Origin of the sequence: Faecalibacterium sp. IP-1-18 (assembly GCF_023347355.1) — a bacterium.
Taxonomy (GTDB): Bacteria; Bacillota; Clostridia; order Oscillospirales; family Ruminococcaceae; genus Faecalibacterium; species Faecalibacterium prausnitzii.
The window spans coordinates 1,141,423-1,166,848 of sequence record NZ_CP094472.1; the positions used below are offsets into that span (position 1 = coordinate 1,141,423).

General features: G+C 59.6%; 23 protein-coding genes. 18 read left to right on the top strand and 5 right to left on the bottom strand.

Translation table 11 applies throughout. The features are described from left to right. Positions 1 to 218: 218 nt before the first annotated feature. Complete coding sequence (gene pyk, locus MTP43_RS05445; protein WP_113621273.1) at positions 219 to 1,172, bottom strand: pyruvate kinase; 954 nt, start codon at positions 1,170 to 1,172, stop codon at positions 219 to 221. Positions 1,173 to 1,455: 283 nt separating this feature from the next. After that, positions 1,456 to 2,001, bottom strand: a complete 546-nt coding sequence (gene yfcE / locus MTP43_RS05450) for a phosphodiesterase (protein WP_113621272.1) — start codon at positions 1,999 to 2,001, stop codon at positions 1,456 to 1,458. A 346-nt stretch (positions 2,002 to 2,347) separates the two neighbouring features. On the opposite strand from yfcE, the gene MTP43_RS05455 reads away from it, so the two are divergent. The 15 genes from MTP43_RS05455 (at position 2,348) to gpmI (ending at position 19,032) form a co-directional block, all read left to right on the top strand. Beyond that, a complete protein-coding gene (locus MTP43_RS05455) occupies positions 2,348 to 3,682 on the top strand; it encodes an MATE family efflux transporter (RefSeq protein ID WP_117526521.1) in 1,335 nt (444 codons plus the stop codon). 131 nt (positions 3,683 to 3,813) lie between these two features. Continuing rightward, a complete protein-coding gene (locus MTP43_RS05460; protein WP_112090227.1) occupies positions 3,814 to 5,205 on the top strand; it encodes an alanine/glycine:cation symporter family protein in 1,392 nt (463 codons plus the stop codon). Positions 5,206 to 5,295: 90 nt separating this feature from the next. Beyond that, positions 5,296 to 6,537 carry an aminopeptidase gene (locus tag MTP43_RS05465; RefSeq protein WP_249235148.1) on the top strand — a complete coding sequence of 414 codons (1,242 nt, stop codon included), beginning with the start codon at positions 5,296 to 5,298 and terminating at the stop codon, positions 6,535 to 6,537. Positions 6,538 to 6,684: 147 nt separating this feature from the next. Beyond that, the gene (rimP, locus tag MTP43_RS05470; RefSeq protein ID WP_112090229.1) at positions 6,685 to 7,170 is read left to right on the top strand and encodes a ribosome maturation factor RimP; all 486 of its coding nucleotides are present in this window, start codon (positions 6,685 to 6,687) and stop codon (positions 7,168 to 7,170) included. 56 nt (positions 7,171 to 7,226) lie between these two features. Then, entirely contained in the window at positions 7,227 to 8,333 is a 1,107-nt protein-coding gene (gene nusA / locus MTP43_RS05475; RefSeq protein WP_097779910.1) for a transcription termination factor NusA, read from the top strand. Positions 8,334 to 8,366: 33 nt separating this feature from the next. Then, positions 8,367 to 8,666: an RNase P modulator RnpM gene (rnpM, locus tag MTP43_RS05480; protein WP_005922334.1), complete on the top strand. Its 300-nt coding sequence runs from the start codon at positions 8,367 to 8,369 to the stop codon at positions 8,664 to 8,666. Next, positions 8,650 to 9,027, top strand: a complete 378-nt coding sequence (locus tag MTP43_RS05485) for a L7Ae/L30e/S12e/Gadd45 family ribosomal protein (protein ID WP_005922333.1) — start codon at positions 8,650 to 8,652, stop codon at positions 9,025 to 9,027. Before rnpM ends, MTP43_RS05485 begins: the two co-directional genes overlap by 17 nt. Next, positions 9,024 to 11,510, top strand: coding sequence for a translation initiation factor IF-2 (gene infB / locus MTP43_RS05490; RefSeq protein WP_249235149.1), 2,487 nt, complete (start codon positions 9,024 to 9,026; stop codon positions 11,508 to 11,510). The genes MTP43_RS05485 and infB overlap by 4 nt, the downstream gene beginning before the upstream one ends. Before the next feature lie 204 nt (positions 11,511 to 11,714). Next, a complete protein-coding gene (gene rbfA / locus MTP43_RS05495) occupies positions 11,715 to 12,107 on the top strand; it encodes a 30S ribosome-binding factor RbfA (protein ID WP_015538188.1) in 393 nt (130 codons plus the stop codon). A gap of 17 nt (positions 12,108 to 12,124) precedes the next feature. Beyond that, positions 12,125 to 13,114, top strand: coding sequence for a DHH family phosphoesterase (locus MTP43_RS05500; protein WP_249235150.1), 990 nt, complete (start codon positions 12,125 to 12,127; stop codon positions 13,112 to 13,114). Then, positions 13,114 to 13,998 carry a tRNA pseudouridine(55) synthase TruB gene (gene truB / locus MTP43_RS05505; protein ID WP_044960062.1) on the top strand — a complete coding sequence of 295 codons (885 nt, stop codon included), beginning with the start codon at positions 13,114 to 13,116 and terminating at the stop codon, positions 13,996 to 13,998. Before MTP43_RS05500 ends, truB begins: the two co-directional genes overlap by 1 nt. A 21-nt stretch (positions 13,999 to 14,019) precedes the next feature. Beyond that, the gene (gene ribF, locus MTP43_RS05510) at positions 14,020 to 14,937 is read left to right on the top strand and encodes a riboflavin biosynthesis protein RibF (RefSeq protein ID WP_005922322.1); all 918 of its coding nucleotides are present in this window, start codon (positions 14,020 to 14,022) and stop codon (positions 14,935 to 14,937) included. A 298-nt stretch (positions 14,938 to 15,235) separates the two neighbouring features. Next, a complete protein-coding gene (locus MTP43_RS05515) occupies positions 15,236 to 16,444 on the top strand; it encodes a phosphoglycerate kinase (protein WP_015538191.1) in 1,209 nt (402 codons plus the stop codon). 103 nt (positions 16,445 to 16,547) lie between these two features. Continuing rightward, positions 16,548 to 17,318: a triose-phosphate isomerase gene (gene tpiA / locus MTP43_RS05520; RefSeq protein WP_044960058.1), complete on the top strand. Its 771-nt coding sequence runs from the start codon at positions 16,548 to 16,550 to the stop codon at positions 17,316 to 17,318. Between the two features lie 187 nt (positions 17,319 to 17,505). Further along, positions 17,506 to 19,032 (top strand): 2,3-bisphosphoglycerate-independent phosphoglycerate mutase, encoded by a 1,527-nt coding sequence (gene gpmI, locus MTP43_RS05525; RefSeq protein ID WP_005922312.1) that lies wholly within the window; start codon positions 17,506 to 17,508, stop codon positions 19,030 to 19,032. Between the two features lie 211 nt (positions 19,033 to 19,243). Here gpmI and MTP43_RS05530 read toward each other — a convergent pair whose 3' ends face one another. The 3 genes from MTP43_RS05530 to aroF all read right to left on the bottom strand — a co-directional run bounded on the left by MTP43_RS05530 (position 19,244) and on the right by aroF (position 22,120). Next, complete coding sequence (locus MTP43_RS05530) at positions 19,244 to 20,326, bottom strand: FAD:protein FMN transferase (RefSeq protein ID WP_005922311.1); 1,083 nt, start codon at positions 20,324 to 20,326, stop codon at positions 19,244 to 19,246. Continuing rightward, positions 20,323 to 20,745: a DUF3783 domain-containing protein gene (locus tag MTP43_RS05535; protein ID WP_044960057.1), complete on the bottom strand. Its 423-nt coding sequence runs from the start codon at positions 20,743 to 20,745 to the stop codon at positions 20,323 to 20,325. Before MTP43_RS05535 ends, MTP43_RS05530 begins: the two co-directional genes overlap by 4 nt. Before the next feature lie 361 nt (positions 20,746 to 21,106). Next, the gene (gene aroF, locus MTP43_RS05540) at positions 21,107 to 22,120 is read right to left on the bottom strand and encodes a 3-deoxy-7-phosphoheptulonate synthase (RefSeq protein ID WP_005922307.1); all 1,014 of its coding nucleotides are present in this window, start codon (positions 22,118 to 22,120) and stop codon (positions 21,107 to 21,109) included. Between the two features lie 370 nt (positions 22,121 to 22,490). On the opposite strand from aroF, the gene ybaK reads away from it, so the two are divergent. The 3 genes from ybaK (at position 22,491) to purF (ending at position 25,426) form a co-directional block, all read left to right on the top strand. Further along, the gene (gene ybaK / locus MTP43_RS05545; protein WP_005922304.1) at positions 22,491 to 22,973 is read left to right on the top strand and encodes a Cys-tRNA(Pro) deacylase; all 483 of its coding nucleotides are present in this window, start codon (positions 22,491 to 22,493) and stop codon (positions 22,971 to 22,973) included. Between the two features lie 463 nt (positions 22,974 to 23,436). After that, a complete protein-coding gene (gene purE / locus MTP43_RS05550) occupies positions 23,437 to 23,937 on the top strand; it encodes a 5-(carboxyamino)imidazole ribonucleotide mutase (protein ID WP_005922300.1) in 501 nt (166 codons plus the stop codon). A gap of 10 nt (positions 23,938 to 23,947) precedes the next feature. Beyond that, positions 23,948 to 25,426, top strand: coding sequence for an amidophosphoribosyltransferase (gene purF / locus MTP43_RS05555; RefSeq protein WP_005922299.1), 1,479 nt, complete (start codon positions 23,948 to 23,950; stop codon positions 25,424 to 25,426).

The following is a 25,426-nucleotide window of genomic DNA, read 5'->3' on the forward strand; positions in this document are numbered from 1 at the left end:
ACCTTTCTGACTTCAGTTGATTTTACCTGTATTATACAGGAAGCAGACAAAAGATGCTATCCCTTTGCCGTTTTTTGCGGAAAAATATCTTCCGCTAAGACCCTTCCGTGAAAAGGCCAATCGGGAAAATCCGCAGATTTTCCCGATTGGCAAATATAAATAGTCTTTCCGCTGATGATGCCCAGAGCGCAGCGGAGGGCATTCTGTATCAGCCCCTGTCACATCGCCGTGCGGGCGGTGCGCACCAGATACTCCATGGCCTGCACCGGGTACTGCCCGACGGCGGTCTCGCCGGTGAGCATCAGGCTGGATGCGCCGTCCAGTACGGCGTTGTAGATGTCGCTCACCTCGGCGCGGGTGGGTACAGCCCGGGTGTGCATGCTGTCCAGCATCTGGGTCACCACCATAAAGGGTACCCCGGCTGCCCGGCAGGCAGCAGAAAGCTGTTTCTGGCAGCGGGGCAGCTCCCACAGGGGCATGGCGTTGCCAAGGTCGCCCCGGGCAATGACCACCTCGTCCACCAGCGGCAAAAACTCCGGCAGCGCCTGTACGCCCGCAAGGTTTTCAATTTTGGCAAGAATCTTCAGCCCGGGTGCACCGGCCTCTGCCAGCGCCTGCCGCAGGTTGCGGATATCCGCAGCGCCGCGTACAAAGGGCAGCATGACCCCGGTAACGCCGCAATCGGCGGCGATGGCAAGGTTCTCCTTGTCCTCGGTGGTCAGGGTGGGCATCTGGATATCTGCCCCCGGTGCGGCCAGACTTTTGCGGCTTTGCAGCACCCCGCCCCGCATTACGGTACACACGAGCGCATCCGGTTCCGCGGTGTCCACCCGTGCCAGCAGCTTGCCGTCATCCAGCAGCAGCTCCTGCCCGGGCTGCACGCTGTGCACCAGCGCGGCAGGGCAGGGAATGCCCTGCGCGCCCAGACGCACGGTCTGCCCGGCGGTCAGGGACAGCGGCTGCGGCAGACGACCGATGCGTAATTCCGGCCCCTGCAGATCAATGAGCAGCTTTTTGACCCCGGCTTTATGCAGCATCACCAGCCAGTCCTTGTGCGCTGCCAGCGGCCCGTGAGAAAGGTTCATGCGGATGCCGGTCATACCGGCTTCCACCATCTGCTGCAAAAGCTTTACATCGGCACAGGCAGGGCCGATGGTTCCGTAAAAATCCATAATTCCTCCTGCAATTCACGTTTTCTTTCTATTGTAGCATGACCGCGCTGCAAAAGATAGCCCGGCGGCGCACAAAAAAACACCGGAAGCTGATGCAAAGCCTCCGGTGTCTTTTTATGATGCCTTATGGGGTTTACTGCTACACTTTGCACCGCCTGCGTTCAGTACAAAGCTTACAGCTCCCTCTATTTTTAAAGGTTGTACTTAGTTTACAGCATTTCGGGCGGTTCGTCAAGAGCTTTTTCCAGCTTTTGCCGGCAAAAACCGGAATATCACAACATTATCACAACTGCAGCTGGTGGTAGCACGCGCCCTCCATGGTCTTCCAACAGGCGGTGCTTCCCTCCAGGGTCATGTAGCTGTGGGCGGTGTTTTCCTTGGGCAGGCTTACAGAGCCGGGGTTCAGGTAAAGGCTCCCCTGCCCGAAGTTTGTCCATGCGGGCACATGGGTGTGACCGTGGAGCAAAATATCCCCCGGGGCAAGGGGCGGCAGATGGTTCAGGTTGAACACATGGCCGTGGGTAACGTAGACCAGCCGCTGCCCCACCGGCAGCACGGCGTAGTCTGCCAGTACCGGGAAATTGAGCACCATCTGGTCCACCTCGGCGTCGCAGTTGCCGCGCACACACAGCAGCCTGGGCGCAAGGCTGTTCAGCAGCGGAATCACCTTTTTGGGGGCGTAATCCCGGGGCAGGTCGTTGCGGGGGCCGTGGTAGAGCAGGTCTCCCAGAAAGAGCAGGCGGTCGGCCTGCTCCCGTTCAAAGGCCTGCTGCAGCTGCTGCGCATAATAATAGGAGCCGTGCAGGTCTGATGCGATCATCCATTTCATATACAATGCCCTCCCTCAGAGCCGGTTTGCCTTATTGTAGCGCCTGCTGTAAAAATGGTCAAGTGATTACAAAAGTCATACTTTTGTACCAAAACCCCTTGACACGCCGCTGAGAATGTGGTATTCTGCTGGAGTTGCAGCCCGCAAATGCGCAGGCTGCATATCGCGGACAGCTGCCGCGATCATAAAAACCGTGTGGATTTTTACAGCAACATTGCTACTTTTCGCCACACAATGACCTCACAAGGGCCATTGTGTGGCTTTTTTGTGCGCCGGAAACCGGCTACAGGCCGGTGCTGCGCCTTCCACATTTTTACTTTTTACAGATAGCAGGTGAAATTTTTCAATGAACGAAACTTTTATGAAGGAGAAGCCGGTGCTGCCGCTGCTGCTCTCGATGGCACTGCCCAACGTGGTCTCCATGCTGGTGAACAGCCTCTACAATATCGTGGACAGCCTGTTTGTGGCGCGCATCAGCGAGGACGCCATGACCGCGTTAAGTCTGGTGTTTCCCATCCAGAACTTTTCCAACGCCATTGCCATCGGCTTTGGCATCGGCATCAACGCCATGATCGCGCTGTATCTGGGCGCAGGCGACCGCGAAAAGGCAGAGACGGCCGCAACCCACGGCTTTGTGCTCAGCCTTGTGCACGGCGTGGTGATGATGGTGGTCAGCATCGCCATCATGCCCGGCTTTCTGCGCCGCTTTACGCAGGACGAGACGCTGATCGCCGCCGGCATCACCTACTCTACCATTGTGTTCCTGTTTTTGGTCGTGAACATGGTCTCGCTTGCCTTTGAAAAGATCTTTCAGGCGGTGGGCCGCATGAAGGTGTCCATGGTCGCCCTGATCACCGGCTGCGTGTGCAATATTCTGCTGGACCCGGTGCTCATCTTCGGGCTTGGGCCGGTGCCTGCCATGGGCATTGCAGGCGCGGCACTGGCTACCGGCATCGGTCAGGTGCTCAGCGTGGTGGTCTACCTTGTGGTCTATCTGCGCACCGAGCTGCCGGTGCGGCTGCGCCGCAGCTGTCTGCGCCCGGACGCGGCGCTGGACGGCAGACTGTACGCCATCGGCGTTCCGGCCATCCTGAATCTGGCGCTGCCCTCGCTGCTGGTCACCTTCCTCAACGGGCTGCTGGCGGCCTTTTCTCAGAGCTATGTGGTGGTGCTGGGCATCTACTATAAATTGCAGACCTTTTTGTACCTGCCCGCCAACGGCTTCGTGCAGGGCATGCGCCCCCTTATTGGCTACAACTACGGCGCGCGGGAGTACGCCCGGGTGAAAAAGCTGTTCCAGCTGACCCTGCTCATGAGCGCTGCCATCATGGCGGCGGGCACTGTCATCTGTCAGGTTGCTTCCGGGCAGCTGATGGGACTGTTCACCCAGAATCCCCAGACCATCGCCGCCGGGCAGACCGCTCTGCGCATCATCAGCATCGGCTTTGTCATCTCGGCAGTCTCCACCACCGTCTCCGGTGCACTGGAGGGGCTGGGCAAGGGCGCAGAATCGCTGGTCATCGCCCTGTGCCGGTATGTCGTTTTCATCATGCCGCTGGCTGCGCTGCTGTGTAACTGGCTGGGCGCAGACGGCGCATGGCACGCCTTTTGGCTTACCGAGGTGCTGGCGGCGGTGGTCTCCGGTATCGTCTACCGCCGGGCGGTCACACATAAAAAATAAGAATTTCTGATAGGGGCGTTTCATAACGTCCCTATTTTTCATTGACACTACGGGAAAAGTACGGTAAAATAATTTTCGTGTTTTGACAAAAACTGTCAGTGCGCAAGATATTACAGAGGATGTGGAAGTATATGATCGAGACCATTGCCGCCGTCAATCAGGCGGTGAACAGCTTTATCTGGGGCATCCCCGCCATGGTATGCATCATTGGCGTGGGGCTGCTGCTCAGTGTCCGCACGGGCTTTTTGCAGATCCGCAAATTCCCCTACGCCATCCGCACCACCGTGGGCCGGATGTTCCGCAAGCGGGATGCTTCGGACGGTGCCATGACCCCCTTTCAGGCGGTGTGCACCGCGCTGGCGGGCACGGTGGGCACCGGCAACATTGCCGGTGTGGCGGGCGCTATCGCCATCGGCGGCCCGGGTGCCGTGTTCTGGATGTGGTGCTCTGCGCTGCTGGGGATGTGCACCAAGTTTGCCGAGGTGACGCTGGCCGTGCATTTCCGGGAGCGCAGCGATACCGGCGAGTGGGTGGGCGGCCCGATGTACTATATTAAAAACGGCCTTGGCCGCCGCTGGCAGTTTCTGGCCGTGCTGTACGCGCTGTTCGGCGTGCTGACCGTGTTCGGTACCGGCAACGCAACGCAGGTGAATACCATCGTGGCAGCAGTGGATACCGCCCTGCTGGAATACGGGCTGGTGGGCGGCAGCTTTCTGCCCACCCTCAACCTCATCGTGGGTATCCTTGTGGCGGTGCTGGTGGCGCTGGTGCTGCTGGGCGGCATCAAGCGCATTGGCAGCGTAAGCGAGAAGCTGGTGCCCTTTATGGCACTGTTCTACATTGTGCTGTCGGTGGGCGTGGTGGTGCTCAACTTCTCCCGCCTGCCCTACGTGCTGGAATCCATCGTGGCGGGCGCATTCAACCCCGCTGCCTTTACCGGCGGCACCATCGGCAGCCTGTTCGTCAGTATGCAAAAGGGTGTTTCCCGCGGCATCTTTTCCAACGAGGCCGGTCTTGGCACCGGTTCTATCGCCCATGCCTGCGCCGACACCAAAAAGCCGGTCAAGCAGGGTATGTTCGGCATTTTTGAGGTGTTTGCCGATACCATCGTCATCTGCACCCTGACCGCGCTGGTTATCCTGTGCAGCGGCACCTCGGTCAGCTACGGCGCAGCGGCCGGTGCAGAGCTGACCATCTCCGGCTTTACCACCACCTATGGCGGCTGGGCTTCCATTTTTACCGCTGTGGCGCTGTGCTGCTTTGCCTTTTCCACCATCATCGGCTGGGGTCTGTACGGCTCCCGCTTTCTGGTGTTCCTGTGCAAGAGCAACAAGGTGGCGCGCCCCTTCTTTGTGGTGTATGCTCTGGTAGCCATTCTGGGCGCTACCATGGACCTTGGTCTGCTGTGGAGCATCGCCGACACCTTCAACGGCCTGATGAGCATTCCCAACCTCATTGCATTGCTGCTGCTTTCCGGCACGGTGGTACAGATGACCCGCGCCTTTTTTGAATCGGAAGGGTGAGCGGCAGCTCTGCCCATAGTTGACAGAAACGCCGGAACGCGGTATACTGAGAAAAAACAACGGTGGCTATGCACCACAGGAGGTTCTGACGTGGAAAACTTTAACGAATTACTGCAAAAGTATGCGGATTTTATCGTCCGGGTGGGTGTGAACCCGCAGCCGGGGCAGACTTTGATCATCAACTGCCCGCTGGAGGGTGCCCCGCTGGCACGGCTGTGCGTGCGCAGCGCCTACGAAGCCGGTGCGCGGGACGTGCAGGTGAACTGGCAGGATGACGCCGTTACCCGCATCCGCATGGAGCTGGGCAGCGAGGACGCACTGACCGACCACAAGGGCTGGCAGCTGCGCCGCTATCTGGACTACGCCGAGAGCGAGGGCGGCGTGTGCGTGCTGCATCTTATTGCGGACGACCCGGAACTGTTTGCCGGGCTGGACGGCGCTAAGATCAGCCGTGTGAACAGCGCGAACCGCAGCTTTATGCAGCCGTGGCGGGAGTACACCATGAACGACCGGGTGCAGTGGTCCATCGCTGCTCTGCCCGCAGAGCCGTGGGCAAAGAAGATGTTCCCGGAGCTGGACACTGCCGCCGCCATTGAAGCACAGTGGAAGCTCATTTTTGACACCTGCCGTGTGACCGGCGGCGACCCGGTAGGGGAGTGGCAGAAGCATCTGGACCGCCTGAACGAGCTGGGCGCAAAGATGAACGCCCTTGATCTGGAAAGCGTGCATTTTGAAAGCGCCAACGGCACCGACCTGACCGTGGGTCTGGCGGAGCAGGCTGTGTGGGAGAGCGCCGGCAGCAAAAACGAGAAGGGCGTGCCCTTCCTGCCCAACATCCCCACCGAGGAGGTGTTCACCGCACCCCATAAGGATAAGGTGGACGGCATCGTTTACGGCACAAAGCCCTACGTCTTTAATGGACAGCTGATCAAAAACTTCCATGTCACCTTCAAGGACGGCAAGGTAGTGGAGCACGGCGCGGACGAGGGCGCAGATCTGCTGGGTCAGCTGCTGGACACCGACGAGGGCGCACGCCACATTGGCGAGGTGGCGCTGGTGCCTGCTTCCAGCCCCATCAACCGCAGCGGCAAGCTGTTCTACAACACCCTGTTTGACGAGAACGCCGCCTGCCACATCGCCTTTGGCGACAGCTACCCCGGCACCACCGTGGGCGGCACCAGCCTTTCCAAGGAAGAGCTGGCAGCCCGCGGCATGAACCACTCCTCCCTGCACGAGGATGTGATGGTGGGGGCAGAGGACAGCCGCATCACCGGCAAATGCCGCGATGGCCGCACTGTACAGCTGTTCGAGAACGGCGTCTGGGTGCTGTAAAAAGCCCCAAAGGGCGCGCAACTGCAAAAAAATTGCGAAAATGCTTGCATAAATCGCAAGAGTATGCTATATTCTAGTAGTACGATATAGTTTAACCTGAAACGTGGGCCGCAAGGTCCGCGTTTCTTGTTTGTTTGGAGGTTTTTTATGGCGAAGCAGTCTGGCGGCAACACCGCGCAGAGAGTGGAAGCGCTTGTCCGTCCCACGGTGGAAGGCATGGGTCTGCGCCTGTGGGATGTGGTTTTTGAGAAGGAAGGGCCGGACTGGTATCTTCGCATCCTCATCGACCGGGACGGCACCATGGATACCGACACCTGTGCTGAGGTGTCCCACGCACTGGATCCCATTCTGGACGAAGCGGACCCCATCGACCAGAGCTATTATCTGGAAGTGGGCAGCCCCGGCCTTGGCCGCAAGCTGACCCGCCCGGAGCACTACGAGGTGCTGAAGGGTCAGAAGGTGCGGGCAAAGCTCATCCGCCCCAACGCCGACGGCGTGCGGGAACTGTCCGGCATCCTGACCGGCCGCGAGGGCAGCACCGTGACGCTGGAGACCGAAAACGGCCCTGTGACCTTTGAGGTGAATGCAGTCTCCGGCGTGCAGCTGTGCGACGACGAGGATCTGTTCAACTGAAAATAACCGTCTCTGAGAGAGAAAAGAGAACAAAATATATAGGAGGAACCCGAAAAATGACAGCAGAGAATAAGGACTTTTTTGAAGCGCTCTCCATGCTGGAGCATGAGCGCGGCATCACCGCAGAGTACCTGATCGAAAAGATCAAGGCGGCTATCATCATTGCCGTCAAGAAGAACTATGAGGTCGAGGAGGATCACATCCGGGTGGACATCGACCCCGACACCGGCCGCTTTGACGTGGCACTGATCCAGGACATCGTGGCAGACGAGGACTGGTACGACGAGCACGCCGAGATCGGTGTGACCGAAGCACGCAAGATCCGCAGCAGCTACGAGGTGGGCGACCGCATCATCACCCCGCTCAAGACCCGCGATTTTGGCCGCATTGCCGCCCAGACCGCAAAGCACGTCATCCGTCAGGGCATCCGCGAAGCCGAGCGCAACCAGCAGCTCAGCGAGATCCAGTCCCGCGCACATGATATCGTGCAGGCTACCGTTACCCGCGTGGATACCGAGAAGGGCATCGTTGCGCTGGATCTGGGCAAGGGCGGCGAGGCTGTTCTGCCCCGCAACGAGCAGGTGCCCGGCGAGGTGTACACCGAGGGCGAGACCCTGCAGGTCTACATCGTGGATGTGGTCAGCACCGAGCGCGGTCCCCGCGTGATGATCAGCCGCACCCATCCCGGCCTTGTCAAGCGCCTGTTTGAGCTGGAAGTGCCCGAGATCTTTGACGGCACTGTGGAGGTAAAGGCCATCAGCCGCGAAGCCGGTGCCCGCACCAAGATGGCTGTCTGGTCCAAGGACCCCAACGTCAACCCTGTTTCCGCCTGCATCGGCGAGCACGGTGCCCGCGTGGCCGCTGTTGTGGAAAAGCTGGGCGGCGAGAAGATCGATATCGTCAAGTGGAGCGAGGATATCTCGGAGTTCATCTCCGCAGCCCTGAGCCCCGCCAAGGTGGTCAAGGTAGAGCTGCTGCCCGGCGAGACCCGCTCCTGCCGCGTCACCGTGCCCGACCAGCAGCTGAGCCTTGCCATTGGCAACAAGGGTCAGAACGCCCGCCTGTGCGCACGCCTGACCGGCTACAACATTGATATCCGTCCCGAGAGCGGCTACTACGGCGAGGACGAGGAGCCCAAGAAGGACGCAGCAGACGCTGAATAAGCCCGGCACCATCTGCCGAAGGAGGGAAACCGGATGGCACAAAAAAAGATCCCTGCCCGCCAGTGCATCGGCTGCATGACCAGCCGCCCCAAAAAGGAACTGGTGCGCGTGGTGCGCGCACCCAGCGGGGAGATCAGCATCGATCTGGTAGGCAAAAAGCCGGGGCGCGGCGCATATCTCTGCCCGGACCCGGACTGCCTGACCAAGGCAAAAAAGAAAAAGGCGCTGGAGCGCTGCTTTGAGCAGCCGGTCCCCGCCGAGGTATACGACGCGCTGGCTGTACAGCTGGCCGCAGCCGCAAAGGAGGCCGCAGCCGATGGCAAAAAAGAATAACGCCCCCGCAAAACCCAAGCTGCCCCCGGAGGAAGCGCTGTATCAGGCCGTGAGCCTGTGCCGCAAGGCCGGTGCGCTGACCATGGGCTTTGATGCCGTAGAGGAAGCCTGCGTCAAAAGCAAGGCATGGCTGGTGATGACCGCATCGGACATCAGCCCTAAGACTTTGCAGCGTTTGAACTACGCCGTAGGGGACTTGGTGGACGTGTTCACCATGCCGCTGACGCAGGATAAGCTGGCCGATATCAGCCACAAGCCCGTGGCTGTTTACGCGGTGACCGACCGCAACCTCGCAAAGCTCTGCTTTGACCGCCTGTCGGACTGTGGAGCAATCAAAAATGAGGAGGATATGAGCGAATGATCGTAAAATATAAAGTGAGTGACTTTGCAAAGGATCTGAACCTTTCTGCAAAGAAGGTGCTGGACGAGCTGGCCGCTATGGGCAGCACCGGCAAGAAGAACAGCTCCAATCTGGAGGAGAACGAGCTGAACTACCTGCTGGAAAAGTTCAGCAAGGATAACAGCGTGGCAAATCTGGACGAGTTTTTGAACAGTGCCAAGGCTCCCAAGGAGGAGCCTAAGGCTGAGAAGAAGGCTGACCAGAAGGTCGAAAAGAAGGCTGAGAAGAAGCCCGAGGCTCCCAAGGCCGACAAAAAGCCCCAGCAGCCCGCCGCAAAGGCCGAGCAGCCCAAGGCAAACAACAATAATAATAACAATAACGGCAAGCACGGCGACAAGAAGCCTGAGCAGCACAAGAAGCGCGAGGAAAAGACCGTTTCCTTCAGCGAGCTGGCACGCGAGACCGGCGCAAAGGCCACCGCTGCCCCCGCACAGGCAGTCTCTGTCCGCCGCGAGGACAATCAGGTCACTGTAGATACCCGCACTGTGGATATGAACGTGGATCGCTTCGATGCCCGTTACGATGATCTGGCCTCTACCAAGAATACCGAGAACCGCCGCAAGCCCACCCCGCAGGGCAACAAGCAGAAGTTCACCCAGCGCGGTCAGCGCCAGCGCCAGCAGTTCCAGAAGGGCAAGCGTGAGACCGAGTTCGAGCGTCTGCAGCGCATCCAGCTGGAAAAGGCCCGCAACGCCCAGCTGAAGGTGCTGATCCCCGACGAGATCACTGTGGGCGAGCTGGCTGCCCGCCTGAAGCAGCAGGCCGGTAAGGTCATTGCCAAGTTTATGCAGATGGGCGAGATGCACGCCATCAACGACGTGATCGATTTCGATACCGCAGCTCTGCTGGCAGAGGAGTTCCACGCAAAGGTCGAGCATGAGGTGCACGTCACCATCGAGGAGCGCCTGTTCACGCAGGAAGAGGATGCACAGGAAGATCTGGTGGAGCGTCCTCCGGTGGTCTGTGTCATGGGTCACGTTGACCACGGCAAGACCAGTATTCTGGATGCCATCCGCAAGACCAACGTTACCGCAGGCGAGGCCGGCGGCATCACGCAGGCCATCGGTGCATATCAGGTCAAGGTCAACGATAGCCTCATCACCTTCCTGGATACCCCGGGTCACGAGGCTTTCACCTCCATGCGTGCCCGCGGTGCCAACATGACCGATATCGCCGTTCTGGTGGTTGCTGCCGACGACGGCATCATGCCCCAGACCATCGAGTCCATCAACCACGCCAAGGCTGCAAATGTCAAGCTCATCGTGGCAATGAACAAGATGGATAAGCCCACCGCAAACCCCGAGCGCGTGATGGAAGGCCTGACCAAGTACGGCATCATCACCGAGGACTGGGGCGGCGATGTAGCCTGCATCCCGGTGTCTGCCCTGACCGGCATGGGCATCAACGACCTGCTGGAGCGCATTGCTCTGGAAGCTGAGGTCATGGAGCTGAAGGCAAACCCCAACCGCCGCGCCAAGGGTGCGGTCGTCGAGGCCCGTCTGGACAAGGGCCAGGGCCCCATTGCCACCATTCTGGTGCAGAACGGCACTCTGCACGCCGGCGACGTCATCATTGCCGGTACCGCTGTGGGCCGCGTGCGCACCATGCGCAGCGACAAGGGCCAGTTGCTGAGCGATGCCGGCCCCTCTACCCCTGTGGAGATCACCGGCCTGACCGCAGTGCCGGAAGCAGGCGACCTGTTCGAGGCTGTTGAGGACGAGCGTCTGGCCCGTGAGCTGGCCGAACAGCGCGTTGCTGCCGCCAAGGAGAAGCAGTTCTCCTCCTTCCAGAAGGTCACGCTGGATAACCTGTTCAGCCAGATGGCACAGAACGACATGAAGGAGTTGGCCATCGTGGTCAAGGCCGACGTGCAGGGCTCTGCCGAGGCTGTGAAGCAGAGTTTGGAGAAGATCTCCAACGACGAGGTGCGTGTGCGCGTCATCCACGCCGGTGTCGGTGCCATCAGCAAGTCCGACGTGGATCTGGCCGATGCCTCCAACGCCATCATCATCGGCTTCAACGTCCGCCCGGACAATGTGGCCAAGGAAGAAGCCGCTGCCACCAAGGTGGAAATGCGTATGTACCGCGTCATCTACGACGCCATCAACGATGTCACCGACGCTATGAAGGGTATGTTGGCACCCAAGTTCCGCGAGGTCGCTCTGGGCGAGCTGCAGGTGCGTCAGGTGTACAAGATCTCCAACGTGGGCACCGTTGCAGGCTGCCGCGTGACCAGCGGCAAGATCACCCGCGACAGCAAGGTGCGCGTGGTGCGTGACGGTATCGTCATTGCCGAGGACGAGATCGCATCCCTGAAGCGCTTCAAGGATGACGCCAAGGAAGTGGCCGAGGGCTACGAGTGCGGCGTTACCCTGGAGAAGTTTGCGGACGTCAAGGAAGGCGACGTGTACGAAGCCTTCAAGATGGAAGAGTACCGCGACTAAGCAAAAACCGAATATATAACAGCTTCCCGGCAGAAAAGGCTTCCCCCGTCCGGGGGAAGCTGTCGAACGAAGTGAGACTGATGAGGGCGTATCTTTCGCAGGTGTGGAGCGTGCGCCCTCATCCGTCGTTCTGGCAGACAGATGCCGCCTTTCCCCGGGCGGGGAAGGGCTTTGGGAAGCTGCCGACAGAATTTGGAGAAAACTATGTCTCAGAAAAATATGGGTCGTCTTGCGCAGGATATGAAGCGCGAGGTCATTGCCATCATCGGCCGGCTGAAGGACCCGCGGCTGGAGGGCGGTCTGCTGACCGTCACCCGTTTGGACGTGACGCCGGATCTGGATGTGGCAAAGGTGTATGTAAGCGTGATGGGCCGTGCGGACGGCCCCAAGCCCGCAATCGAAGCGCTGAACCGTGCCGCAGGCCATGTGCGCACCGAGGTCAGCAAAAAAATGCACATCCGCAAGGCACCCCGCTTCATCTTTGTGGAGGATGACGGTGCTGCCTACGCCGCCCACATCAACGAGCTGCTGCGCAGCCTGAACGTGAACGGCGAGGAAGAAGCACAGCCTGCCGATACCGAACAGACCGAGGACTGACTGCCTTTGCGGAAAGGATGGATCATTGGATGACAGAACAACTGAATGTGCAGCAGATGGTGCAGCGCCTGCTGGCTGCGGACAACATTTTGATTCTGTGCCACAAAAACCCGGACGGTGACACCATCGGCTGCAGCAGCGCCCTGTACTACGCGCTCAAAGCGCTGGAAAAAACAACGGCAGTGCTCTGCTCCGATACCGTGCCGTCCCGCTACGCCTTTACGAACCCACGGCTGTTCAAGGGTGAGTTCGAGCCCCGCACCGTGATCGCGGTGGACGTGGCAGGCTTGCAGCTGTTTGGCGAAAATAACGGTGTGCCGCAGTTTGCACGCCATGTGGACCTGTGCATCGACCACCACGCAGGCAACAACGGCTATGCCGATTTCACCCTTCTGGATGCCGGTGCCGCTGCGGCAGCAGAGCTGCTGTATCAGGTCATCGTGGAGATGGGCGTGCCCATCTCCCCCCACATTGCGGACTGTCTGTACACCGGCATTGCCACCGACACCGGCTGCTTCAAGTTCTCCTCCACCACAGCCAACACCCACACGGTGGCGGCAAAGCTTATTGAAGCCGGCTGCCATGTAGAGGAGCTGAACACCCTGCTCTTCGACACAAAGCCCCGTGCCCGCATGGAGGCCGAGCGCATCGCCCGCAACCATCTGGAGTACTATCTGGACGGCCGCTGCGCCCTGATCTACCTGACGAGGGACGAGATCCGGCAGAGCGGGGTAGACCCCGCAGATCTGGAGGAACTGACCAGTCTGCCCATCAGCATCGAGGGAGTCAAGGTGGGTCTGACCCTGCGCCAGCAGCCCGGCGGCAGCTACCGCATCAGCGTGCGCACCGCAAAGGGCGTGGACGCCTGTGCCATCGCACGGCGGCTGGGCGGCGGCGGCCACACCCGCGCAGCGGGCTGTGAGCTGCTGGGCGACCTTGAAAACGCCAAAAACGCGATCCTTGCAGAGGTGGAAGCCGAACTGGACGCACCGCAGGAGGAAGCATGATGCAGGGCATCCTGATCGTAGACAAACCCATGGATTGGACCAGCTTTGATGTGGTTGCAAAGCTGCGCGGCGTGCTGGGCACCCGCAAGCTGGGGCACAGCGGTACGCTGGACCCCATGGCCACCGGCGTTCTGCCGGTGTTCTGCGGCGGTGCCAGCAAGGCGGTGGATCTGCAGCTGAACCACGACAAGACCTACCGCGCCACCCTGCGTCTGGGCGCACGCACCGATACCGGCGATAGCACCGGCACGGTGCTGGAAACTGCACCCGTCACCGCCGGAGAGAAGGAACTGCTGGTTGTGCTGCCGCAGTTTATTGGCCCGCAGATGCAGGTGCCGCCCATGTACTCGGCGGTCAAGATCAACGGCCAGCCGCTGTATAAGCTGGCCCGCGAGGGCGTGACCGTGGAACGCAAGGCGCGCCCCATTGAAATCTACGGCATCGAGTACGGCGGCAGTCCGGCAGAAAACGAGTATGTACTGACGGTGCGCTGCTCCAAGGGCACCTATATCCGCACCCTGCTGGAGGATATCGCCGCCGCAATGGGGCAGAAGGGCACCATGAGCGCGCTGCGCCGCACTGCTGCCGGTCTGTACACCGAAGCAGATGCCCACACGCTGGAAGAAATTCTTGCCGCAAAGGAGCAGGGGAGCGCTGCACTGGAAGCACTGATGCTGCCGGTGGAAAGCGTGTTCACCCCGCTGCCGCTGCTGATGGTGGAGCCATGGGTGGAGCAGCACCTGTACAACGGCTGTCCCACCAGCCACTACCCCGCAGCAGACGGACGCTACCGGGTGCGCAATGCCGCCGGGCAGTTCCTTGGCCTTGCTAACATCAACGGCGGGGTGCTCCGGGTGGAAAAACTGTTCGTGGAACGTAATTGAGCAATAAAGGAAACAAGACCCATGCAGATCATTTCTCAGTTTGCCCCGCTGCCGCTGGCACAGCCTGAAAAAGGCACCGCCGTGGCCATGGGCTACTTTGACGGCATCCATATCGGCCACCGGGCGGTGATCGAAGGGGCTGTGCAGTGGGCAAAGACCCATGATGCAGCTCCGGCGGTGTTCACCTTCCGCCTGCCGGTGGAAAATAAAATGAAGGGCAAGCGCCTGCTCTCCACCGAGGACAAGCACGCCCTGATCCACAGTCTTGGGGTGGAGTATTACCTCACCCCGGACTTTGAGGCGATCAAGGCACTGAGCCCGGAGGAGTTCGTGCGCGGCATCGTGGAAAACTGCCACGCCCGGGCGCTGTTCTGTGGCGAAAACTTCACCTTTGGTGCAAAGGCTGCCGGTACGCCGGAGCTGCTGCGCACCCTCTGTGCCCCTCTTGGGGTAGAGGTAGTGGTGGTGCCCATGGCTCAGTTTGAGGAAAAGCCGGTGTCCTCTACCCGCATCCGCACCGCGCTGGAGGGCGGGGACATCCCGGCCGCCAACGCTATGCTGGGCATGCCCTACGCCATCCGCTTTGCGGTGCAGCACGGGGCAGGACTGGGGCACACCCTCGGGGTGCCCACCATCAACCAGCTGTACCCGCAGGGCTTCCAGATGCCCCGCAGCGGCATTTATATCACCCGCACCTGCATCAACGGGGTGTGGTATCCCTCGGCCACCGGTCTGGGCAGCCGCCCGACCGTGAACGATGACGCTACCAAGGTGACCTGCGAGACCTTTATCCCGGGCTTTTCTGGTGACTTGTACGGCACCGACCCGGTGGTGGAGTTCCACGCTTACCTGAGTCCCAGCAAAAAGTTTGATACGCTGGACCAGCTGCGGGATTGCATCAACGATGCCGCCCGCCGCGCACAGGAATATTTTGCATAACGCATCAACAGCGGAAAAATTATTTTTATTTGGGGTCGAGAAACGCCTGTGGGCGTTTTTCGACCCCTTTTGTCGTGAAGGAAAACAGCATTTCCGGCGTCTGCGGGCAGAAAAAACCGCACTTCGGGCAAAATAGACACATTTCCGTGCAACAATGGCAAATGTTTGTTAAACAATTATCTATCTCATGTCCTTGCAATACACGCAGTTTTTGTTTATAATAGTAGCTGTACGGGGCAACGCCCCGATTGTGAGCGAGACTCTGGTTCAGAATTATAACTTGAGAGGAGTTTTTACCATGGGTTTAGGTAAGAAGACGATCGACGATCAGAACTACTGCGGCAAGAAGGTGCTTGTCCGCTGCGATTTCAACGTCCCGATGAAGGACGGTGTCATCACCAACGAGAACCGCATCAACGCAGCACTGCCCACCATCCAGAAGCTGGTCAACGATGGCGCAAAGGTCATCCTGTGCAGCCACCTGGGCAAGCCCAAGAACGGCCCCGAGGCTAAGTTCAGCCTGGCTCCCGTTGCTGTGGCTCTGAGCGCAAAGCTGGGCAAGACCGTTGTGTTTGCTGACGATGACAACGTTGTGGGCGAGAACGCAAAGGCTGCTGTGGCTGCTATGAACAACGGCGATGTCGTTCTGCTGCAGAACACCCGTTTCCGCAAGGAAGAGACCAAGAACATGCCCGAGTTCAGCGAGGAGCTGGCTTCTCTGGCTGATGCTTATGTGGACGACGCCTTCGGCAGCTGCCACCGTGCACACTGCTCCACCGCAGGTGTCACCGACTACATCAAGGATACCGCTGTCGGCTACCTGATGGAGAAGGAGATCAAGTATCTGGGCAACGCCGTCAACGACCCCGTCCGTCCCTTCACCGCTATTCTGGGCGGCGCTAAGGTCGCTGATAAGCTGAACGTCATCTCCAACCTGCTGGAGAAGGTCGATACCCTGATCATTGGTGGCGGCATGGCTTACACCTTCGTCAAGGCTCAGGGCTACGAGGTCGGCAAGAGCCTGTGCGACGACACCAAGCTGGACTACTGCAAGGAAATGATGGCTAAGGCCAAGGAGAAGGGCGTCAAGCTGCTGCTGCCTGTGGATGCAGCCTGCATCAAGGACTTCCCCGATCCCATCGACGCTCCTGTGGACGTGACCGTGGTGCCTGTCACCGCGATCCCCGCTGACATGGAGGGCTGCGACATCGGCCCCGAGACCATGAAGCTGTTTGCTGACGCTGTCAAGGCTTCCAAGACCGTTGTCTGGAACGGCCCCATGGGCGTGTTCGAGAACCCCACTCTGGCAGCCGGTACTCTGGCTGTTGCCAAGGCTATGGCTGAGAGCGATGCTACCACCGTCATCGGCGGCGGCGACAGCGCAGCAGCTGTGCAGCAGATGGGTCTGGGCGACAAGATGACCCACATCTCCACCGGCGGCGGCGCTTCTCTGGAGTATCTGGAGGGCAAGGAACTGCCCGGCATTGCAGTCATCCAGAACGCATAATTTTTCCGGCATCACAATGGGTGCGGCGGCATTTACGCCGCCGCATCTTTTCTTTTTGTGCAGGCAATTTGTGAATAGTTACGAAGGTAAGGAGAAAATAACAATGGATAAGGCAAAGCGCAAGGCTATTATCGCTGGCAACTGGAAGATGAACAAGACCGCCTCCGAGGCTGCTGTTCTGGTGGACGAGCTGATCCCCGCTGTGAAGGACGCTACCTGCGAGGTGGTTATCTGCACCCCGTTTACCGATCTGGTCACCGCTGTGGCTAAGACCAAGGGCACCAACATCCACGTCGGTGCCGAGAACGTCCACTTTGAGAAGTCCGGTGCTTTCACCGGTGAGATCAGCGCCGATATGCTGGTGGATCTGGGCGTGGAGTACGTTATCGTTGGCCACTCTGAGCGCCGTCAGTACTTTGCAGAGACCGACCAGACCGTCAACAAGCGCACGCTGGCTGCTCTGAACGCCGGTCTGAAGGTCATCCTGTGCGTGGGCGAAAGCCTGCAGCAGCGCGAGGAGGGCGTTACCGAGGAGCTGGTTCGTATGCAGACCAAGATCGCTCTGCGTGACGTGACCGCCGAGCAGATGGAAAATGTTGTCATCGCCTACGAGCCTGTCTGGGCCATCGGCACCGGCAAGACCGCTACCTCCGATCAGGCAGAGGAAGTCTGCGCACAGATCCGCAAGGTGGTGGGCGAGCTGTACGGCGAGGCCGTGGCCGAGGCTACCACCGTGCAGTACGGCGGCAGCATGAACGCCAAGAACTGCGAGGAGCTGCTGAGCAAGAAGGACGTGGACGGCGGCCTGATCGGCGGCGCATCCCTGAAGGCTCCCGACTTTGCTGTCATCGTCAATGCAGCCACCAAGGGCTGAGCAACTGCCTTTTCTTAACTAAGCTGTTTCAGCGCCCGGCTGCGCCGTTTTTTCAGCGCTGAGCCGGGCGCTGATCTGTTTTTACAGCAGCCGCTCGGGTGTTATGCACCCCGCAGGCTGCACTCCCGCAGGCAGGGCGCTTAGCCTTGCCCGCAACGCGTGATAAATTCAAAGGAGATTCAATTTTATGGCAAAGAAACCTGTTCTTCTGTGCATCATGGATGGCTTCGGCTGGGTGCCGAACGAGACCTTTGGCAACGCCGTGGTGGCTGCCAAGACCCCCCATCTGGATGCTCTGATGGCAAAGTACCCCATGACTACCATTGATGCTTCCGGCATGGCTGTCGGTCTGCCCGACGGCCAGATGGGCAACTCCGAGGTCGGCCACACCAACATGGGCGCAGGCCGCATCGTCTACCAGCAGCTGACCCTCATCACCAAGTCCATCCATGACGGTGAGATGCTCAAGAACCCTGTGCTGGTCAAGAACATGAAGGCTGCTATCGAGGCCGGTAAGGCCATCCACCTGATGGGTCTGGTGGGCACCGGCGGCGTGCACAGCCATGCCGACCACTGGTTTGGCGTGCTGGAAATGGCAAAGCATCTGGGTGCTAAGGAAGTCTACCTGCACTGCATCACCGATGGCCGCGACACCGATCCCCACTCCGGCAAGGGCTTCCTTGCTGACCTGCAGGCCAAGCTGGATGAGCTGGGCGTGGGCAAGATCGCCAGCGTTTCCGGCCGTTACTACGCCATGGACCGTGATAACAACTGGGATCGCGAGGAGAAGGCCTACGCTGCCTTTGTCTACGGCGAGGGTGAGCACGCTGCCAATGCTGCCGAGGCCATCGAGGCTTCCTACGCCGCAGACAAGACCGATGAGTTCGTGCTGCCCTGCGTCACCTGCGAGGGTGGCCGTGTGCAGGATGGCGATACCGTCATCTTTATGAACTTCCGCCCCGACCGTGCCCGCCAGATGACCCGCATCTTCTGCGACGATGCCTTTACCGGCTTCGAGCGCCGCGGCGGCCGCAAGCAGGTGAACTACGTCTGCATGGCTGAGTACGATGCCACCATGCCCAACTGCGAGGTGGCCTATCCCCCGGTGGAGCTGAAGAACGTTCTGGGCGAGTACCTGTCTGCCCACGGCAAGACCCAGCTGCGCATTGCCGAGACCGAGAAGTACGCGCACGTCACCTTCTTCTTCAACGGCGGCGTGGAGGCTCCCTACGAGGGCGAGGATCGCTGCGTCATCCCCAGCCCCAAGGTTGCCACCTACGACCTGAAGCCCGAGATGAGCGCCCCCGAAGTCGCTGCCGAGTGCGTCAAGCGCATCGAGAGCGGCAAGTACGATGTGGTCATCCTGAACTTCGCAAACTGCGATATGGTCGGCCACACCGGCGTGTTCGAGGCTGCTGTCAAGGCCGTTGAGGCTGTGGACACCTGCGTGGATCAGGTGGTCACCGCTGTGCTGAACGCCGGCGGCTGCGCTTTCATCACCGCTGACCACGGCAACGCCGAGAAGATGATGAACCCGGACGGCACCCCCTTCACCGCCCACACCACCAACGTTGTGCCCTTTATGGCAGTTGGCTGCGGCGATGTGAAGCTGCGCGAGGGCGGCTGCCTGGCCGATATCGCACCCACCATGCTGCCCTATATCGGCCTGCCCGTTCCCGCCGAGATGACCGGCAAGAGCATCATCGTGGAGTGATGCCAGACGGGATGACCGTATAAACAAACAAAAGGCTGCTGCACATTTTGTGCGGCAGCCTTTTTGCATAAGAAAAATTTCCGTGAAAAGGGAATAGCGGAGCGTCCGCAGACGCTCCGCTATTCCGAAATTAAAAATAGATTTTCCGCTGATGATGGCCAGAGCGCACGCGGAGGCCATTCAAAACGGTTCGCCTGCAAAACGGTAAAGCTTACTTTTTCAGATGGCTATCCCAGCCGCTGGAGGTGGTGGCCTGCTTATCAGGCGTACACCACATGGCCTCTACGTCGTCCAGCGATTCCACCAGCTTCTGTCCCTCTTCCAGCGGCATACAGAACAGGGCAGTGGTCAGGCAGTCTGCCATGCCGGAGTCCGGGCACAGCACGGTGACGCCGTTGTAGTAGGCGGCGGGCCACAGGGTGTCGGGGTCGATGATGTGGTGGTAGCGCTTGCCGTCCACCACAAAGTAGCGCTGGTAGTCGCCGCTGGTCACCAGTGCAAGGTCGCTCATGTTGATGGGCGAGCCGAAGATGGAGTTGGTGCTGGTATACACCTCCGAGGCGTTCCACGGGTTCTCCACACCGCCGGTCCACTGGCTGCCGTCCGGCTTTGTGCCGATGGCGCGCAGGTTGCCGCCTACGCTCACCAGTGCACTGGTCAGACCCCGGGCTTCGGCGGCGCGGCAGACCATCTCCACTGCGTAGCCCTTGCCCACGCTGCCCACGTCCAGCGACATCTCCGGGTCGGACAGGTAGACCGTTTTGGCCTCCTCGTCAATGACGAGGTCGTTGATATCGCAGTGCTGGGCAGCAGCCTCCAGTTCCTCCTGCGTGGGCAGGGTGTTGTCGGTCTCGGAGGCGTTCTGTTCGGCAGCCTCGCGGTAATCGTGCCAGATGCCCAGCACGCTGCCCATGGCAATGTTGATCTTGCCGTCGGTCAGTTTGTACATCTGCCGCGCCAGCTCCAGCATGGAGAGGATGCGGTCGTCTACCTGTACCGGGGCTTTCCCGGCGTTTTCGTTGATGGTCTTAACGTTCACAACGCCGTCGTAGTCATTGTAGATATCGTAGAGCTGGTTGTAGACGATCAGATCCTGATGCAGCGCCTGCATCTGGGTGTTGAACTCTTCCTCGCTCTCGCAGTAGGCGATGACCTGCGTCACTGTGTCGAACACATCATAAAAGATGGTGGTGTACCGGGTCAGCTCCTTTTTGGGCTTGCAGCCGACCAGCAGGCTAAGGCTCAGTACCGCCGCCAGCAGTGCAGCGGTCATGCGGGTGATGCGGCTCTTCATACGGTCTGGCTCTCCTTTGCGGCGGTAAAGGCGGTGTGCTCCTCCTGTAAATGTGCCAGCAGGTCTGCAAACATCCAGTTGCGGTTTGCGGGGGTGACCACCGCCTTGAGCGGGATGGTCACCTGTGCCTGCCGCATCAGGTCCAGCAGGGTGTCCACGTCCTTATCGCGGAAGTTTGCCAGCACCAGCGCCGGGGGATAGGCGCCCGGCTCCAGCACCAGCGTTCTGGGGGCTTTTACCTCCACCTCGCCCAGCAGCTGGGCAACGGTCTTGCCGGCATCGGCGGGGGAAACAAGCAGCAGCTTCATGCCAAAGGCGGGTGCCATGCCCTCCAGCTTGCCCCGGTCGGCGGGGGAAAGGTTCCAGCCCAGCGCCAGCGGCACCCCGGCGTTCTGGTTGCGTGCAATGTGTGCTTTCATCTTTAAAACCTCTTTCGGCAGTGTTTTTTCAAAATACACTATAGTATACCATAAAACCCGTGAAAAGAAAATGAAAACCCGCCGGTGCACAGAAATCGGGGGTATTTAAGGCAATACCGCATAATTCTAAGTGCCGCAGCCGCCGGAGTGGTGCTTAAGCTGTAAGGCGGGAATTGTGCGGTGTTGCCTTAAGGTAAAATGCTGCTTGCCTGCGCCCTCATCCGTCTGCTTGCTTCGCGCGCAGCCACCTTCCCCCGACCGGGGGAAGGCTTCCGGCTTGGCGAACTTTCCGGCAAAAAAGGACTGCTGAACCCGGTCGGCACAGCAGTCCCTGCGTATAACAATATTCTTTCGGGCGGGCTCAGTTCATTTTTTTGCCGAAGAACTCCACCTCTTTGCCGATGAACTGCATCAGTTCATCGAACTGGTCGGGGGTCAGGCTCTGTGCGCCGTCGCACTTGGCCTTGGCGGGGTTGTTGTGCACCTCGATCATCAGACCATCGGCACCGGCAGCGACCGCAGCTTTCGCCAGCTCCGGCACCATCCATGCGTGGCCGCAGGCGTGGCTGGGGTCCACCACCACCGGCAGGTGGGTCATCTTGTGCAGCATGACCACACCGGCAAGGTCCAGCGTGTTGCGCATACTGGTCTCAAAGGTGCGGATGCCGCGCTCGCACAGGATGACGTTCTCGTTGCCCTCGGCCATGATGTACTCGGCGCTCATCACGAACTCTTCCAGCGTGTTGGCAAGGCCGCGCTTGAGCAGCACCGGCTTTTTCTGGCGACCAACAGCCTTGAGCAGCTCAAAGTTCTGCATATTGCGGGCACCCACCTGGATCAGGTCCACGTTTTCAAACAGGGGCAGGTGCTCGGTGTTCATGATCTCGGTCACAATGGGCGAACCGGTGGCACGGCGCGCCAGCTTGAGCAGGTCCAGACCCTCGCTGCGCATACCCTGAAAGGAGTAGGGAGAGGTGCGGGGCTTGAAGGCGCCGCCGCGCAGCAGGGAAGCGCCCGCCGCCTTTACCCGCTGGGCGCAGTAGGTGATCTGCTCCTCGCTCTCAATGCTGCACGGCCCTGCGATGACCGCAAAGTTGCCGCCGCCGATCTTGACGCCCTCTACGTCGATAACGCTGTCATCCGGGTGGAACTTGCGGTTGGCCTTTTTGTAGGGCTCGGACACGCGGCGGCAGGTCTCCACCACCGGGTTTGCCAGAACCCAGCTTTCCGCAATGGCCTTGGTGTCGCCGATCAGACCCAGAATATGGGTGTCGCTGCCCTTGGAATCGTTGATCTGCAGACCCATATCCTCCAGCTCGTGGCAGAACTCGCGCACCTGTACGTCGGGGGCATCCTGTTTGAGTACGATAATCATAGTGCTTTGTCTCCTTTGCCTTTTTCTATCCTGTGAAACGGCGAGGGAGACCGGCTCCTTTGCCGCAGCTTGCAGTGTCAAACTTCAGTATTCTGAAGTGCGTGACGCTATGATATCACTTCATGAAACTGAAGTCAAGAGAAATTTTGAATTTTTTCAGAAAAAGTGGTAGAATAAAAAAAAAGAACCCGTGCAGTCATTGTTGTGCAATGACTGCGCACCCAAAGGTCGAACTTTTTACTGCTTTCCATGGGGTATTACTTCCCAGGGAAAGAGAATCTGCCGGTTACCGCGCATAAGCTCCCCCTTTCGGGGGAGCTGGACGCGAAGCGGCCTGAGAGGGTTCAATAGAATCAAAGAGGGAATAACAATGGGAAAAGAAGCTAAAACCAACGCAATGCGCATTCTGGAACGGGAAAAGGTGGCCTATACCGCCCACGAGTACCCCCACGAGGAGGGGGTGGCGGTGGACGGCGTGACCGTAGCTGCCAGCATAGGTGAGGACCCCGCCTGCGTATATAAGACACTGGTAACGCAGGGCAGCAGCAAAAACTATTTTGTGTTCGTCATTCCGGTGGCGGCAGAGCTGGACTTAAAGGCCGCAGCCCGCAGCGTGGGCGAAAAGAGCGTGGCGATGATCCATGTGGCGGATATCAACAAGGTCACCGGTTATGTGCGGGGCGGCTGCAGCCCGGTGGGCATGAAAAAGCAGTACCGCACCGTCTTTGACGAAAGCGTGCTGACCCAGCAGAAGGTCTACGTTTCCGGCGGGCGCATCGGTACGCAGGTGTGCTGCGCCCCGGCGGATCTGATCCGCGCTGCACGCGCCGCCACCGCAAAGATCATTTTTTAAAAATCCGGCGCGATATCTGGGATACATCAACACAGCCTTTACATAAAATATACTTGCTGCATAAGTCATACTTAAAAAGAAAAAGGATGGCGAAACTGCACAAAACTTTCGAAAGTTTTTTGACGGCATGGGAACACAAGGGAGAATTTGCCCAAACGCTCTTTGCAAAGCGGTTTTTTTGCCGTAAACTGTATCTAGTACAGGGACGATGCCCCAAAAAACGGGCTTGCATCGCCGCCTGAAAAAACGCTTGCACAGGAAACTGCGGAGGGAAACTTCAATGATGCTGCTGGTGCCGGGTCGCATGGAATGGGGTCACATTCACTGCAATCAGGGGCATGGTGCAACCTTGTGCAAAATGCGCGGACAGAAAAACAGGAAATAAAGGCCGTGGTACAGGTGTACCGCAGCCTTTTTTGTTTGTCGGTCTTGTTGGACAGTTGAGAAAGAGAGGCTTTGGAAAATGGTTCGTAAAGTGGCAGTGATCATGGGTTCGGACAGCGATTGGCCGGTGGTCAAGGGTGCCTGCGCCCAGCTGAAGGCGCTGGACATCCCCTTTGAGGCGCACATCCTTTCGGCGCACCGCACCCCCGCCGAGGCAGCAGCCTTTGCAAAAAGCGCAAAGGCCAACGGCTTTGGCGTCATCCTGTGCGCAGCAGGCATGGCAGCCCATCTGGCAGGCGCTTTTGCCGCCAACACCACCCTGCCGGTCATCGGCATCCCCATGAAGGGCGGTGCGATGGACGGTCTGGACGCGCTGCTGGCTACCGTGCAGATGCCCAGCGGCATCCCGGTGGCAACCGTGGCGCTGAACGGTGCCAAGAACGCCGCATGGCTGGCTGCTGAGATCCTGGCGCTGAACGATGACGCACTGGCGGAAAAGCTGGAGGCTGAGCGCGTAGCCATGGCACAGCAGATCGCAGCCAAGGAAGAAAAGCTGCAGAACGAACTGAACGAGCTGTAAAGGAGAACCAATGTCTGATTTTGCATATCCGCTGCATGAGGAGTGCGGCGTTTTCGGCATCTACGACCGTGCCGGTACCGAGGATGTAGCCGCAGCGGCTTATTCGGCCCTGTATGCGCTGCAGCACCGCGGGCAGGAGAGCTGCGGTATTGCCGTCAACGATGACGGTGTGATCACCGGCCACCGGGATCTGGGTCTTGTAAACGAGGTGTTCACCCCGGAGGTGCTGGCAAGCCTGTCCACTACCACGGCACACATGGCCACCGGCCATGTGCGCTACGCCACCGCCGGCACCCGCGTCCGCGCCAACGCCCAGCCCATGATCGTCCGGCATGGCCGCGGCACCATGGCGCTGTGCCACAACGGCAACCTGACCAACGCTGTGGAGCTGCGCCGCCAGCTGGAAAACGAGGGCGCCATCTTCCACGGCTCCTCAGATACCGAGGTCATCTGCTACCTCATCACCCGCAACCGTCTGCGCATGGGCAGTATCGAGACTGCCATCAGCAAGACCATGGACGTGCTGGAGGGCGCATACAGCCTTGTGATCATGTCTGCCACCAAGCTCATTGCGGTGCGCGACCCCCGGGGCTACCGTCCCCTGTGCATCGGCACCCTGCCCGGCGGCGGCTACGTCTTTGCCAGCGAGAGCTGCGCACTGGATGCCACCGGCGCTTCTCTGCTGCGGGATGTGGAGCCCGGCGAGATCGTAGTGGTGGATACCAAGACCGGCGAGCTGCGCAGCATCAAGGATCACTGCGGCCGCCCGGACACCCAGATGTGCGTGTTTGAGTTCATCTACTTCGCCCGCCCGGACAGCGTCATCGAGGGCAGCTCGGTGCACGAGGCCCGCAAGCAGGCAGGCCGCTTCCTTGCACAGGAGCACCCCGTGGAGGCCGATGTGGTCATCGGCGTGCCGGATTCCGGCTTGGATGCAGCACTGGGCTACTCGCAGGAGAGCGGCATCCCCTACGGCATCGGCTTTATCAAAAACAAATACATCGGCCGCACCTTCATTCAGGGCAGCCAGAAGCAGCGCGAGAACAGCGTGCGCATCAAGCTGAACGTGGTGTCCAGCACCGTCAAGGGCAAGCGCGTGGTGCTGGTGGATGACTCCATCGTGCGCGGCACCACCTCTGCCCGCATCATCAAGCTGCTGCGGGATGCCGGTGCTGCCGAGGTGCACTTTATGGTCTCGGCGCCTCCCTTCAAGTATCCGTGCTACTTCGGCACCGATATCCCGGACCAGAAGCTGCTGGTGGCCACCGGCCGCACGCTGGAGCAGATCAACGAGGTCATCGGCGCCGATACGCTGGGCTACCTTTCCAACGAGCACGTTGTCCAGCTTGCCAAAAACGCAAAATGCGGTTTCTGCACTGCCTGCTTTACCGGCGAGTATGCCGTAGAGCCGGAAAGTGTGCTTTCTACCGATATTCACGACCGTCACCTGAACGACCGTCCCAAGGACGCCAAAAAGTTAGGAGAGTAA